Source organism: uncultured Parasphingorhabdus sp., assembly GCF_963975555.1.
Lineage (GTDB): Bacteria > Pseudomonadota > Alphaproteobacteria > Sphingomonadales > Sphingomonadaceae > Parasphingorhabdus.
Genome location: NZ_CAXBHH010000002.1, coordinates 316,942 through 331,203 on the forward strand (window position 1 = coordinate 316,942; position 14,262 = coordinate 331,203).

At 50.8% G+C, this 14,262-nt stretch carries 15 protein-coding genes, 1 tRNA gene and 1 pseudogene; 7 read left to right on the forward strand and 10 right to left on the reverse strand.

Going from position 1 to position 14,262, the window contains the following annotated elements:
• Positions 1-2: 2 nt before the first annotated feature.
• The 8 genes and pseudogenes from AAC060_RS06910 to AAC060_RS06945 form a co-directional block, all read right to left on the reverse strand.
• The gene (locus AAC060_RS06910) at positions 3-779 is read right to left on the reverse strand and encodes a TatD family hydrolase (protein WP_339824302.1); all 777 of its coding nucleotides are present in this window, start codon (positions 777-779) and stop codon (positions 3-5) included.
• Position 780: 1 nt separating this feature from the next.
• Positions 781-2,334: a methionine--tRNA ligase gene (gene metG / locus AAC060_RS06915; protein WP_339824303.1), complete on the reverse strand. Its 1,554-nt coding sequence runs from the start codon at positions 2,332-2,334 to the stop codon at positions 781-783.
• Between the two features lie 48 nt (positions 2,335-2,382).
• Complete coding sequence (locus AAC060_RS06920; RefSeq protein WP_339824749.1) at positions 2,383-2,817, reverse strand: hypothetical protein; 435 nt, start codon at positions 2,815-2,817, stop codon at positions 2,383-2,385.
• Positions 2,818-2,889: 72 nt separating this feature from the next.
• Positions 2,890-3,399 (reverse strand): annotated as a pseudogene (locus AAC060_RS06925) (DNA polymerase III subunit delta'); the annotation flags it as partial.
• A gap of 4 nt (positions 3,400-3,403) precedes the next feature.
• A complete protein-coding gene (gene tmk / locus AAC060_RS06930; protein ID WP_339824305.1) occupies positions 3,404-4,039 on the reverse strand; it encodes a dTMP kinase in 636 nt (211 codons plus the stop codon).
• A complete protein-coding gene (locus AAC060_RS06935; RefSeq protein ID WP_339824307.1) occupies positions 4,036-5,178 on the reverse strand; it encodes a D-alanyl-D-alanine carboxypeptidase family protein in 1,143 nt (380 codons plus the stop codon). Before AAC060_RS06935 ends, tmk begins: the two co-directional genes overlap by 4 nt.
• 40 nt (positions 5,179-5,218) lie before the next feature.
• Complete coding sequence (locus AAC060_RS06940) at positions 5,219-6,226, reverse strand: septal ring lytic transglycosylase RlpA family protein (RefSeq protein ID WP_339824309.1); 1,008 nt, start codon at positions 6,224-6,226, stop codon at positions 5,219-5,221.
• Positions 6,210-7,184 (reverse strand): lytic murein transglycosylase, encoded by a 975-nt coding sequence (locus AAC060_RS06945; protein WP_339824736.1) that lies wholly within the window; start codon positions 7,182-7,184, stop codon positions 6,210-6,212. The genes AAC060_RS06940 and AAC060_RS06945 overlap by 17 nt, the downstream gene beginning before the upstream one ends.
• Before the next feature lie 267 nt (positions 7,185-7,451).
• On the opposite strand from AAC060_RS06945, the gene AAC060_RS06950 reads away from it, so the two are divergent.
• From AAC060_RS06950 to AAC060_RS06980, 7 genes are all read left to right on the forward strand, one after another.
• A tRNA-Ser gene (locus tag AAC060_RS06950) sits at positions 7,452-7,541 on the forward strand.
• 181 nt (positions 7,542-7,722) lie between these two features.
• Positions 7,723-8,913, forward strand: coding sequence for an integrase arm-type DNA-binding domain-containing protein (locus AAC060_RS06955; RefSeq protein WP_339824310.1), 1,191 nt, complete (start codon positions 7,723-7,725; stop codon positions 8,911-8,913).
• A 301-nt stretch (positions 8,914-9,214) separates the two neighbouring features.
• Positions 9,215-9,442: an AlpA family phage regulatory protein gene (locus tag AAC060_RS06960; protein WP_339824311.1), complete on the forward strand. Its 228-nt coding sequence runs from the start codon at positions 9,215-9,217 to the stop codon at positions 9,440-9,442.
• A gap of 4 nt (positions 9,443-9,446) precedes the next feature.
• Positions 9,447-10,907 (forward strand): hypothetical protein, encoded by a 1,461-nt coding sequence (locus tag AAC060_RS06965; protein ID WP_339824313.1) that lies wholly within the window; start codon positions 9,447-9,449, stop codon positions 10,905-10,907.
• Between the two features lie 277 nt (positions 10,908-11,184).
• The gene (locus AAC060_RS06970) at positions 11,185-11,943 is read left to right on the forward strand and encodes a hypothetical protein (RefSeq protein WP_339824314.1); all 759 of its coding nucleotides are present in this window, start codon (positions 11,185-11,187) and stop codon (positions 11,941-11,943) included.
• Positions 11,944-12,004: 61 nt separating this feature from the next.
• Complete coding sequence (locus tag AAC060_RS06975) at positions 12,005-12,307, forward strand: hypothetical protein (protein ID WP_339824316.1); 303 nt, start codon at positions 12,005-12,007, stop codon at positions 12,305-12,307.
• Positions 12,300-12,626, forward strand: coding sequence for a hypothetical protein (locus tag AAC060_RS06980; RefSeq protein WP_339824318.1), 327 nt, complete (start codon positions 12,300-12,302; stop codon positions 12,624-12,626). The genes AAC060_RS06975 and AAC060_RS06980 overlap by 8 nt, the downstream gene beginning before the upstream one ends.
• Positions 12,627-12,969: 343 nt before the next feature.
• On the opposite strand, the gene AAC060_RS06985 is transcribed toward AAC060_RS06980, so the two are convergent.
• Positions 12,970-13,230, reverse strand: coding sequence for a hypothetical protein (locus AAC060_RS06985; protein ID WP_339824319.1), 261 nt, complete (start codon positions 13,228-13,230; stop codon positions 12,970-12,972).
• Positions 13,230-13,421 carry a DUF2158 domain-containing protein gene (locus tag AAC060_RS06990; protein ID WP_339824320.1) on the reverse strand — a complete coding sequence of 64 codons (192 nt, stop codon included), beginning with the start codon at positions 13,419-13,421 and terminating at the stop codon, positions 13,230-13,232. Before AAC060_RS06990 ends, AAC060_RS06985 begins: the two co-directional genes overlap by 1 nt.
• Positions 13,422-14,262 lie beyond the last annotated feature (841 nt).

A 14,262-nucleotide genomic window follows, 5' to 3' on the forward strand; every position in this document is an offset into this window, starting at 1 on the left:
ATTCAGGGTCGCGCCTTGGAGAATAGCTTATAGAAATTCTGGCCGGTGGTCTCGCAAAGCTCACCATATTCCTCGTCTCGCAGTTCCGCCAGATACCGAGCCGTATCGGCGACAAAAGCAGGCTCCCCTGTTTTTCCTCGATGCGGGACCGGAGCAAGGAAGGGCGCATCGGTTTCGACCAGCAAGCGATCAGCAGGCAACTTGGCTGCCGTTTCCTTCAGATCTTTGGCATTTTTGAAGGTCACGATACCAGAAATCGAAATATATAGCCCAAGCGCCAAGGCCTTTTGCGCAAAATCGTCGCTTGCAGTGAAACAATGGATGACACCCGAATAGGCACCCTGCTCCATTTCTTCGGCCATTATTTCAGCCGTGTCGGCCTCAGCATCGCGGGTATGGACGATGATCGGCAATCCGGTTTCGCGCGCCGCGTGAATATGGGTGCGGAAGCTTTGTTTCTGGCGCTCGCGGTCGCTGTGCTCGTAATAATAGTCGAGACCCGTCTCTCCTATGGCAACGACCCTAGGGTGTGTCGCTTCTTCGACCAGTTTGGCAAGATCGACATCGGGATGACCATCGGCTTCGTGCGGATGGATGCCGATGCTTGCCCAGACGTCTTTTTCTCGCTCGGCTGTCGCGACTATGTCGCGCCATTCGCTTTCGCGGGTAGATATATTGAGCATGGCGGTGACTCCGCTTTGGCGCGCGCGTTCAAGAACCGCACCTTGCTCCTCGATCAAACCTTTGTAGTTCAGATGGCAGTGGCTATCGACCAACATCTCAAGCCTCCGTTTCCGATACGGGCAGGTCTAGGCGCGGAAAAATTCCTTGGGGTGCGGGCAAAGCTACCCCCGGCACAATAGCTGTAGTGAGATGCTCAAAATCCCTTGCGTCAGCGGGCTGCGCCAGCAAATCGAGCATCCGGTCACAGCTTTCCGGTATCGCCCAGCGGAGCATGATCGCCAATTGCCGGATTGCTTCAGCGGTATAATAAAGCACTGTATCGGCTCTTGCAGGATCGGTCTTCCGCAAGGCCCACGGTGCTTGATCGGCAAAATAGGTGTTGGTCGCGCTCAACCGTTCGCGGATAGTATCAAGCGCTGTGTCGATCTTGAACAGACCGCCGGTCATTGCTGCATTGATGTCGATAAAACACTGATCCAATTGGGCGAGCAGCTCTTCCTCGGCTGCTGTCGGTTCTCCCGGCGCAGGAACCTTGCCATCACAATTTTTGCCAATCATCGACAAGCTGCGCTGGGCCAGATTACCGAAATTATTCGCCAGATCGGCGTTGGTCTTAGTGACAATCGCATCCGCCGAATAGGTCCCGTCCTTGCCGAACACCACATCGGAGAGAAGGAAATAGCGCAGCTGATCAACACCGAACTGTTCCGCCAATTGCATTGGATCAACAACATTGCCGACCGATTTCGACATTTTCTCACCACGATTGAGCAGAAAACCATGTCCGAAGACCTGTTTTGGCAGCGGCAAACCGGCACTCATGAGGAAGGCGGGCCAGTAAACGGCGTGAAAGCGGACAATATCTTTTCCGATAAGGTGCAGGTCCGCCGGCCAATATTTGGCAAACATCCCCTCGGTGTCCGGATAGCCGACGCCCGTCATATAGGTCGTCAGCGCATCGACCCAGACATACATGATATGCCCCGGCGACCCAGGCACAGGGACTCCCCAGTCAAAACTGGTCCGCGAAACACTGAGATCCCTTAGTCCGCCTTCAACAAAGCGCATGACTTCATTACGGCGGCTTTCAGGTTCGATGAATTCTGGATGCTCAGCATAAAGCGTCTGTAATTTATCCTGATATTTGGACAGTTTGAAGAACCATGTTTCTTCGGCCGTCCATACGACAGGTGTTCCCTGTGGCGAAAGTTTTTCACCGCCCTCGCCTGTCTCCAGTTCGTCCTCTGCATAAAAAGCTTCGTCCCGTACCGAGTACCACCCCTCATAGCGGTCGAGATAGAGATCGCCGTTGGCTTCCATTGCTTTCCACAAGGCCTTGCTGGCTTCATGATGGGCGGGTTCACTGGTGCGACGAAATCCGTCATGACCGATATTAAGTTTGCTGCACATCTCTATGAAGTAGGAGGACATTTCGTCCGCAAGCTTTATAGTATCGACACCTGCTTCCCGGGCAGTCTGGACCATTTTCAGGCCATGCTCGTCGGTTCCGGTGATCAAGCGGACATCGCGACCACTCAAGCGATAAAATCTGGCGATGGCATCGGCGGCAATCGCCTCATAGGCGTGGCCAATGTGCGGACGACCATTGGGATAGCTGATCGCGGTGGTAATATAAAATGGTTTGGACATAACCATCTCTCTTGATGGATTGGCGGCCGTTGTAAACAGCCAAAATCTCTATTTTACGCGGCCGGCGGGAGCAAGTTCTCCCATCAGACTGCCAAGGCGGAATATGACAGCCTGATTATCCAGCGCTTTCGGCAACGCAGCACTGGCCAAATCGTCGGCTTCCCGCCATTTTTCGATAGTCTGTATCGAACAGGATCCTTCCACCGATTTTATCTGCTCGGCGATCAGGCTGGGAACCCGTTCGAGAAAGGCGCGATAGCGGGGAGTTGCAGCCTTCAACGACAATTTCCGAGCAAGTTCGCTCTTCAATTTATTGTCGCGATCACCGGTCCTGATGATTTGACGGGCAATACCTTCAAGTTCCGCCAGCCCAACCTCGATATATTGCAAAGCGCGGCCCGGCGAGCCTTCTCCGGCGACGACAAGGGCCTCGATATCGGTTTCGGTTAATGTCGGCCCGGCATCCTTCAAAATAATACGCATATCCGCGTCGCTGAGTGGATCGAATCGCAGCATCTGGCAACGCGAACGGATGGTCGGCAGTAGCCGGTCAGGCATATGGCTGATCAGGAAGAATATCGTATTTTTTGGTGGTTCTTCAAGGTTTTTCAGAATCGCATTGGCTCCAGCTCGTTCCAGATCATCGGCGGCGTCGATAACCACGACGCGATATTCGGATATCGACGCCTGATTTTGAAACAATGGCTGCAAGGCGCGTATCTGGTCGACCTTTATATTGCGTGCCAGTTCGTGTTCTTCCAGCGAATCAAGCCCGTTGTCCCTCGCCTTCTTCTCTTCTTTGTCGCCCTTTGCACCACGGCGAAGCAACCGAAAATCCGGATGGGATCCCGCAGCAAGAAGGTGCCCTGCCTCATCATCCTGAGAATGGGAGAAATCGCTGGGCTCGTTGCGGGAATTAAGAAGAAAATGTGCGGCTTGCTGCGCAAAACCAGCCTTGCCAAGACCTTTATCTCCGGCCAAAATCCAAGCATGGTGAAGCTTGCCCTTGGCAAGGGACTGACAGAATGTCTGCCGAAGTTTATCGTGACCCAGAAATGACGTCATGTCATCATAGCATCAAATCACTCATATTGGCGATGAGGGTATCTGTGACGATGTTCGGCGCCTGCGCAGCATCAATCAGTTTTATCCGCTCACGAGAATTTGCTGCCATTTTGCGGAAGCTTGTCATCACGGCCCGGTGATATTCGCTGTTTCTGCGTCCGATACGGTCGCTGCCGCCCCGATCTCTTGCCGCCGCTCTTTTGGCCGACACTGCTTCGGGAACATCAAGAATGAACGTCCTGTCGGGCATAAGGTCACCGCTTCCGATACGGTGCAAATCGAGAATGTCGTCGTCGGTAAGTTCGCCGCTCACCGTCTGATAGGCGCGGTTACTGTCAACAAAGCGGTCGCTAATCACCCACTCTCCCCGGGCGAGTGCGGGCCGGATCAGCTTTGCGCAATGCTCTGCGCGTGATGCGGCAAACAGCAGGGCCTCTGTGCGAATATGCCATTTTTCCTCAGCACCGCTCAAAAGCAGGTCGCGAATAATTTCCGCGCTTACAGTACCGCCTGGCTCCCGTGTCAGCGTAACCGCATATCCCTTTGCCTCCAAGGCAAAGGCGAGTGCTTTGGCCTGAGTGGACTTCCCAGCCCCCTCCCCACCTTCCAAGCTTATAAACCGGCCAATTTTCTTATTCATGCCACTCCTACCAAAGATTTAAACCCGGCCCAGACCCGGTTGAAAAAACCGGCCTCGCCAACATCTTCGCCTGCGACGAGAGGCACTGACTGCCGGCCAGCATCTGCTGTGGTGACAATCAATGTTGCGATAGGTTGACCTTTGACGATTGGCGCCTTGATCGGTCCGTTATAGGCTACCTTCATCGAGATTTTTCCATCCGAAGCTTTCGGTATCGTTGCAAAGAGATCTTTGGCTGCGACAAGGGATACGGTGGAACTGCTACCCAATTGCACTTCGGCATTCTGGATTGTGGTACCCTTGGCGAATAGCTTCTTGGGTTCCCAAGCGTTGAATCCCCAATTCATAAATTTTACAGATTCCTCAATCCGCCCGCCAAAACTGTCAAGCCCGGCGAGTACCGACACCAAGCGTCGGCCTTTCTGTTCGGCCGAACCGGTAAAGCCATAGCCTGCTTCTTCCGTATGACCGGTTTTCAGCCCGTCGGATCCGGCCACTTTCCCCATTAGGGGATTGCGGTTCGATTGCGTGATACCATTCCAGGCAAATTCGTCCTGGCCATAGAAATCATCATATAGTTTCGGAAAATTGGTTACAGTCGCCGAACCCAAATTGGCCAAGTCCCGGGCAGTAACCATGGTCTGGCCTTCATCTGGCCAGCCGTTACTATTGCCGAAGCGGCTTTTTGACATGCCGAGTTCCTTGGCGTGCTTGTTCATCAGTCCGACAAAGGCCTGTTCCGTACCCGCAATGCCTTCGGCAAGAACGACGCAAGCGTCATTGCCGGACAGGGTCACGATGCCATGTAGCAAATCGCTTACGCTGACCTGATCGCCAACGCCTAGGAACATCGTAGAACCTCGATTGTTCCACTTCTTCCAGGTTTCCTCATTGACGCGAAACTTGTCATCTAGCTTGAGCTTGCCCTTGTTGATCAGATCGAATGCAACATATACGGTCATCATCTTCGCCATTGAAGCGGGAGGAATCTGTTTATCTGCATTTTTCTCGAACAGCACGGCTCCCGAGGACAAATCGGTCATATACGCAATGGGTGCATCGGTATCAAAACTGGGTGCCGCTAAAACAACGGACGAAAGGGCGACGAAAGGCAACGATGCCAAAAGATATTTTTTCATTTATGCTAGCAATCCCGATCATTGTTTAGCGGTAAAACAGCTATTTGTCCGCCCGCAAGATTCGAGCTCCACTATACCCGCGCTGTTGAGCCTGTGCCAGTCCTGCTTGTGCATCTTTTTCACTCATATAGGGACCATATCGCACTCGCCAAATGGATCTGCTTCCATCAGCCATAACCTTGGCCCCGATCTTTTTGGCCAGAGTATCTGCCCGTGATCTTTCGCTGAAAGCGGCGACTTGGACAACATAGGAACCAGGCAAGCCGCCGACATAATTTTTTCCGACATTATTGTCGACCGCAACTGGACGTCCGCCGCCTTCAATTATGAAACGGCCGTCGCGTTTCTCCGCACCTTGCGACGTTGAAGGCGGGCGATCTGGTGAAGTGTAGGCTGGCGCAGCGATCTGCCGAATCGGAGCCACAGGCTGCGGAAGCTTGGCCAGATTTTTCCGCAATATTGAAAGGAGTGAATCCGGCGTGCCGATCCGTTCGGTCGCAGGTGCGCCCGCGCGCAATACTGCACGCTCCTGTTCGTTGGGGTTAACTTTGCGCACGCGGACACCTGCGGTGCCACGCTGATCTATACCTAACTGTTTTGCAGCCCCGTGGGAAAGGTCGATCAGTCGATCATTTGCAAATGGGCCCCTATCGTTGACCCTGACCAAGATCGTCCGCCCTGTGTCCAAAGAGGTGACCTCTACATAGGAAGGAAGGGGCAGAGTCTTGTGCGCCGCCGAGATGCCTTGGGGATTGAACGTTTCGCCATTGGCTGTCTGATTGCCAGACAGTTCTTCGCCGTACCAACTCGCATAGCCGACTTCGTCGTAGCTAGGCACATCCTCCGGCGTGTAGGTTTTTCCACTGACCTGATAGGGCTCACCAATTTTTTGCGGATAGTCGGAAACGACCGTTGCACCGGTCGGCACACCTACGCCGACAGGAGGGGGTGAGCCATCCGGAAAATTGCCAAAATCACGAGATCCGCTACAACCCGCAACGGCCAGAGTTGCCGTCGAGAGAATTCCAAGTTTAACTGCGTATTTCATCCGCTAATAACCCCACTGCTAGTCCGTAAAAATTTGAACAATTATAGTCCAGAATGACGCGATAATTGCCAGTCAATAAATACGCCCTGCTGGCCGGTCCATCGGGTTCCAGCAAAGTTGCCATCACGCTTTCGTCGAGACGGTTTCCGGTTGCAGGGACAACACCAAGTCTCTGCCATTCCGACACGGTTTTCCATTGACTATGGCGATTAAACACGCGCGGACAACGGGTCGGGACAATCTTGCTTTCTATCGAAGCGCGATCGAGCGAAGAAGGAACGTTGACGGCGATGCCCCAAGGCTCACCCCGCCGCCAACCCGAGTTGACAAAATAATTGGCAATCGAAGCGACTGCATCATATTCGCTGGTCCAGATATCGGCATATCCATCACCACTGCCATCTTTCGCCAATCGCAAATAAACCGAGGGCAGAAATTGCGGCATGCCCATGGCCCCTGCCCAGCTTCCCTTGAGAGCAGATTGAGGCACACCGCCGTCAATCAACTTCAAAACCGCGAGCAGCTCAGGTTCAAAAAGGCTGCGTCGCCTTCCTTCATAGGCGAGAGTTGCCAGGGAGCGCGGGATATCGAAATCACCCATATAGGAGCCGTAGTTTGTCTCTTTACCATAAATAGCCATGATAATCGGACCCGGCACGCCGGTTTCACGTTCAACATCGACAAGCTTGCCCATCAGACGGCGATAGGCCGCCTTCCCGTTCGCAATCCGCTGGCTAGTGATGTGGCGCTTTTGATAGGGAGCGAAAGGCGGTATCGCGCTGTCCGTGCTGCCACCAGGCTGGGACTGGTCCAACTGGATAACTCTAGGATTATAGGTCAGTCCCGGGAGAACCTGATCCAAGGTCTGCGCACGCACACCTTCCTGAAGTGCCTTTTGACGTACTTGCTGGAGATAGGATTCAAAACTGGAGTTACTTTGTGCTTCGGCAGAGTCCATCGGTGTTGCAACGCTGGCACTAAAAAGTGCAATAGCGCCGCAAGCTATAGCGGTCGTTATACGCATGAAAAACTTCCCTTTCGTCGTCGCGTTGTCGCACAAAGCTAGTCCTAGGGGAATCCCTAAATAACCCGCAGAGGCAACCGCTCGCCGCGAAAGCCGCCAGAGGCCGGAAATTCACTTCAAAGTTCTAGTCACTTACAAAATGTTTTGCGCTTTTAAATCCGGAGCGCTAGGACGCGTGCGACCAGGCCTTGATGGCTATGCGGACAGGTGGCAGAGTGGTCGAATGCAGCGGTCTTGAAAACCGCCGAGGGTGCAAGCTCTCCGTGGGTTCGAATCCCACCCTGTCCGCCAACTACCCACCTATTTCCGCCGTTATCCATTCCATAAAGTATGCTTTTCTGCGGCTTACGGCTAGCTTTGCGTTCGCATGGGTTCGCATGGGATTGCATTGATTTACGCACCGTTATAAGATTGAAAGTAAGAACGGAGCGGCGGCTATTTGCTGGCGCATTTATGGCGGGAAAGCTTGGCTATGGCGGGTAAAAAAGTAACTACAGCACGGCAAATAGATACGGTTTTAGCTGGTTCTTATTCTGCGGCTCCTAATCTTATTTTACGGGTAAAGCCCACAGGGGCTAGAAGTTGGGTTTTTCGCTATCAATCTGAAGGCAAAGTTGCTGAGATTGGCTTAGGAAAAGCTGGCACTAGAGAACGCGGATTAGCTGAAGCTCGCGAATATGCGGACAATATGCGGGCTGCAATTCGCAATGGCGATGACCCGCGTTCAATCTTAAAGCCAAGGCATGACCCCGGCGCTCTTACTTTTAAAGCTTCGGCTGAACATTATATTGGTTTGCTTCGCACAACTAAGCGCAAAGGAAAGCCGCGCAATCAAAAGGCTGTTAATCAGTGGCCTTCAACACTGGCTAAATGGGTTTATCCCAAACTTGGCGACAAGCGGCCCGCTGATATAACCTACCGCGACATTCAAAGCGTTCTTACTCAAACCGCACTGGCTGAATTGCCGGAAACTCAAAAGCGAGTTCGCCAAAGGGTTAAGGTAATTCTTGATGAAGCGGCTAAAGAAGAAAACGAGCCGCACCGCTATAATCCAGCGGCTTCATTCAAATTAGAACCACGCGACCCTGACAGCATAAAGCATCATGCAGCCGCCCCTTGGGCAGAAGTGCCAGCCATTTACGCGCAGTTATGCGAGCGGGACAGCACTAGCGCCCTGCTATTGCGCTGGTCGATATTGACAGCCGCAAGGTCTGGCGAGGCGCGGGGTTGCGTATGGGATGAAATTGATCGGGACGCGGCAATATGGACAGTGCCAGCGGAGCGGATGAAAGCCCGCAAAGAACATAGCATTCCCTTGTCGGCTGAAGCTCTGGCGGTATTGAATATTATGGCCGGGCGCAAACATCCTTCAACAAACCGGGTGTTTCCCGGTGCTAGCGGCGGCCTATTAAGTGACGTTGCGGTCAACAAAACCCTTCATTCAATTCGCGATGGCGTCACAGCGCATGGCTTTCGGTCAAGCTTTAGAATGTGGGGAGCTGACAATACCAACTTTGCGCCTGAAGCTTTAGAGCTATGCTTGGCCCACGCTAATCCAAACAAAGTCGAAGCGGCTTATCAACAATCTAACCTGTTTGAAATCCGAACATCTATCATAAAATCATGGTCTGAATTTTTAGTTGGCAATAAAGCTGGCAATTAAACTGGCTTATTAAATAAAGTATTTCTTATAACCAGATTATAAGTACACTAGTAAATCTGCCATTCCGTATTTTTATTTGCATATTTCGACATTTATAGTTGCATATGGGATTCTATGCACCTAAAAAAGGTCCAGCAGCATTTCTGCGCGAGGCTCATCACTGGTAATGCCAGTTCCGCAAGGCCGTTAGATGGCGGGTGAGTGACGGCAAGGAAGGAGAAGCCCTGATGGGGCGGCGGGCGTTCACAAGCTCGTTGCACGTTTAAAGTTCGTAGCGAGCGCAACCGCGAGGACACGTGCCATGATCATTGAGATTGATAACAACATTCAGCCGCCGCGCTGTTTAGATATGCCAGAAATAGAAAGGCGGACTTCGTTAAAAAGAAGCTCAATTTACGCTCTTTTTAAATCTGGCGTTCTCACGCCAATCAAGCTTTTCCCTAAAAAAACAGTCGTTTTAGAACGTGAATTGAACGAATTTATTGAAGCCAAATTCGTTGAAGCTCGCCAGAATATCGAAGCGAATTAAGATTATGGAAAACATAAGCTTCCGTCCCGGCATGATGCAGGGTGCGGAGCATGAGCAAGGAGCGGATCAAGAGCAAAATCAAAAACTAAATAGCATTAACTGCCCTGTGGATCACAAAGAGACTGCCTTCGGAACCGGATTACTAAGCGATATCGGTAACTTCATTTACAATTCTGCGCCAATAGGTGAAATAAATGTTGCGTTAGCTGGCGCTGTTGCTTTCATGGCTGGCTTAACTGGCGGCGCTTACAATGTTTCTGGCACAGGATTAAACCAGTACGTCCTTATTATTGGCCAAACTGGTATTGGCAAAGAGGGCGCTCCGGGCGGCATAACAAAGCTGGTGCAAGCGGTCTCTGCCAGTGTCCCGGCTGTTTATGACTTTCTAGGCGGCAATCCCGTATCAATTGAGGCATTACTAAAGCGGCTCGCCGTCAACCCATGCGGGCTGCTGTTTTTCGGTGAAGCTGGATATAAGATTAAGGCCATGACGGCTCGCAATGCCAATCCGGCTAAGGTTGCCATGATGGCGGGACTTCTCGACATTTACGGCAAAAGTGGCGCTGGCAGCATATTACAGGGGCAAGAGCATAGCGACCGAGACAAGAATACGATTGCAGCCAAATCCCCTGCCCTGTCGATTCTTGGCGATACGACGCCCGAAACGCTATTTGAAAACCTTGGCGAAAGCGACATTGCCAACGGATTTTTGCCGCGCTGGTTAATGTTTCATGCTGGCAGCAAACGCGGCGAGCTTAATGAAAATGCATTAAAGGAGCCGTGGCCTAAGCTGCAACAGGCGGTCGCTGATTTAGCTACGCAGTGCCTTCAGTCTGCCCACATTGGGCGCGTGACTGATGTTAAACTTGATGGCCCCGCGCAAGAGCTATCGCGGGGAATGTCATCATTTGCCACCCGAAACATTAACGACGCAACGGCTGAAGTTAATCGGCATTTATGGAACCGCGCCCATTTGAAAACACTGAAGCTTGCTGCTCTTCGGGCAGTTGGAAACAACTATCTAAATCCCATCATAAACGAAGCTGACTTTGTGTGGGCAATGAATATGGTGATGGCTCAAACTGAAGGCGTCCTAGCCAAGTTTGAACGCGGAGAAGTTGGCGAGCTAGGCGGCAATCAAAATAAGCAACAGGCTGAAGTCGTCCGGGTTATCCGCGATTATATGTCAAGGTCTTGGCTGGATTGCTCTAAATATCATGGCGATGAAATTATGCACCGGGGCGGCGTCATTAGCTTTGCTCACATTCAACAGCGGCTTTCGCCAACGGCAGCATTCAAGAATGATAGAATAGGGCCGCGTGATGCGGTTATTCGCACCATTAAATCGCTACTCGAAAGCGATATAATTCGCGAAGTCTCGCAAAAACAAATGGTTGAAATGTTTGGCAAGCATCCCCGCGCATTTGTTGTTTCGGACCCTAAAGCAATTCTGGCGGGACCCTGACTAAGTTTTAGCGAGGTTTTAGTGCAGATTTTAACGCTAGAATCCTCGTTTTCCGACAGTTTTAACGGATTTAACGTTTTAACGCTGAAATAGGAAAAAGGAGAAAATATCAAATCTGATTAGCGAATTTAAACCGACATTATGCTTATCATTAAAACGTTAAAACGTTAAAAATGTAGTATTTAAGTCAGTTTTTCTACGGGTTATAGGTTTTAATCTTACCATTAAAGCCATTAAAACCCAATCAAACAAAGTAATAGATAAAGGAATTAGTACAATGTCATTTGAAACTGATAATAACTTACAATCTCAAGTTGTCCGGGCTGGCTATCCAACGCCGTTGCCGGACCCGATATCAAAACCTGCAATTGAAGTTGCCGATGCGTTTAACGAGCTTTGGATCAACGAAGACGAAGCTAAAACTGATACCGGCCTTGGCAGCGTGCGCCAGTTCCTCGGCGACGCCCGGATTATGTTTGGCGACATTAACAATATTCGCGTTAATCCCGATGTTAGGCGGACGCAATCCGATAACGATGCTCGCATTGTTGAACTTGCCGACAAAGTGGAAAAGAGGCTTTTGAAGCAACTAGAGGATGCTCGCAATTCAATTGGCAATAGCCGTAACGCGGCTTTGCGCGAATTGGAAAAGGCACGCGGACTAGAGCAAGATGGAATGTGGGCAACGTCAATCTCTGCAGCTTTTGCAAAACAAACCGATGGCGATCGGATAACTGAAGCGGAAGCGGCTTTGCAGCGCGGTGATAAGCGGACAATGGCGGCTTTGTTGAACGGCCCGCATTATGTGAGCGGCCTTACTATTGAGCAACAGGCTGGCTTGCAGGTCCGTTATGATGCCAAATATGCTGAAGACCAGGTTGCCAACCTAAAATCTATTAAGCTGGCTGAAACCCGCCTTGATGCGGCTGCAAAGCAATTGCTCCCCGCTTTCAAAGCTTCTTACCAAGGCACTAAGGTGCACGATGAAAAAGCCAAAATGTGGGACAGCATTATTGAATCATATGCTCTCTCTTAAATTCCAATGCTGCGTCAGCGAGTAACCTTGGCGCGGCAGCCATTTTGCGAAAGATATTAAAATGACAAACGATTATTCAAACTTTGCTGAAGGCGACAGCGGCATTCCTATCCCCGGACAAAGTGTCAAATTGTGGAATGAACTTCAGGCAAAACAAAAAGCTGAAGCCAACAAGCCGGTTGAATTGGTAAGTGTTAGCCCGGCTGAAATACTGGCTGAAATAACTGGCAGGGCTTTGGCGATAGGCCGTAAAAAGAGCAATTCAGCAAGTGACCGCGTTGCAGGATTAGAGCTCGCACGGCGGGCCGTGATGGACCAGATTGCAATTCAACCGGGCCAAGATATGGAAACAGATAATGTCTAACCTTTGGCCTATTGCTACCCCGGAAAACACGAATAATGGCGGTTGGAGTACGTCGGAAACCCCGGCTCTCCCTGCTGTTGTGAAGACGACCCCTACCCCTACAGCTAAGAAACCCGCTTCTATGAGGCTTAGGCTGGAAACCGTTCGCGATTGTCGGCGGGAATTAAAGCGGCTGTTTATCGCGGCTCGCAATGAAGAAATAACAACACAGACCGCTACCCGGCTTGCATATATTTTGGATTTAAGTTCGCGCATGATTGAGCGCAGCGAGCTAGAGCAACGGATTGAGGCGTTAGAAGCGCAGGGCGGCGGCAAGTGAGCCGGTCTATGCTTTTAACGCGCCTGAAGCGACTAGAGCGCACGCAGCGGCGCAAAAGGCCGCGCCGGGCTGTCTTGGTGAGTCTTTACGATAGTGAAGGTGCTGGCGAGCTTCTAGGCGCGTCCTGCAATGTGGGCAATATCGAGCGCCGATGTGGTGAAACGTTAGTTGGTTTTATAAATCGTGCCAGCCGGGAGCTTGGCTCCAGCGTTTTGATGGCCAATTATGCCAACGGGCTTTCCGATAATAACGAAAGTAAGAGCGGAGCAACGTCTGTTTAGATTATGCTATTTCTAACAATGCTTTGCGTTAGAATCATGGCGGACTATAGAGCCGCCGCACTTTAGCTTTGCATTCGCCCCGGTTTGTCATGTTTCTCACGGAAACGCCAATGACGGGAGCTTCTTGACCAAACCACGTTGTCCGGCATTAACTTTCTAAATTCCGTTAACACCCGCTTATCAATTGCGGGATTGCCGTTATCATTCATGTAACTAAGCTCTTTAGCGTGTTTGAGAAAATGCCAAGCTGCCGTCTCCTGATCTATGAATTTTCGCTTCTGCAAATGCGCCAGCATCCACTGGGCAGCGTCTTGCGGCGTCATTAGTCTAGGTCAGCGGCTTTGAGAGCAGCTTCAGCAAATACCTTGCGATTGTCTTTTGCTCCAGCAAACCAAGAGCATGTGTAGCTAACTTCGCGCTCACCATGCACGGAAACATTGACCTTCTCGATTGTCATGTAAGGTCCGCCTGATTTAAGTTCGACAATATCACCGGCATTGAATGTAGTGGGCATATCCATTTCCCTGATTGATGAGTTCTCTATTTAGGTACTACTGGTGATTTGAACAAGAGTATGATTCTGCGTTAGTCGCCTCCTTTTCAAAGCGGTTTGCCGAAGACCATATTAACCGCGCTTAATTCCGCATTGTCTTTTTCTTATTCCGATTCATAGCCGCCACCTTCCTAGAAATAGATGCGACAAGATATTACGGATTTTTGCTGGCGTGGCGCAGGCGTTTGTCACCGGACTAATATTTTTTGTTTTGACCCGTGCGCCCTTTAACATGTTCGGATTAGGCACAAGTGACCCTTAACTTCTGAGGAAAAGGCGCTTTATCGAAAAGCCACTTTCCTTCACGTTCTTTTTATGTTCTCTAAGTGCCGATGGGAAAAATGCGAAACAGGCCGATTCTGCCCAAGAGCTACACGACGATCGGAAACATGCTTGACGCGATGGTGAATATCAAAGCTAGCTGCCGACAATGTGGGCAAACTTTTAAAGTCAATCTGCCTAATATTATCGCCACCAAGGGGCGAGATTATTCATTGCTAGGCCGCCACCCGATTTGCCGAATTTATGCTTGCCAAGGCAAATGTCATTTTTTGGTGTCGGAGGGCAAAAACACGCCAATGATTACCTTAGATCGTTGGCTAAATGACTAAAGCGACCGCAAGGAACAACCGCTACGCTAACATTGGTCATGCCTCATCTCATGCTGTGCGTTTGGCGATTGTTACGCTCACCGAATTAAGTGCCTAGATCGTGAATTCCGCAAGAAAGGTCAAATAACATGCACTCTATTTGGCACTAAATTTCAATTTGTTGTTGGTCTCAATCATCTGACTAATATAGC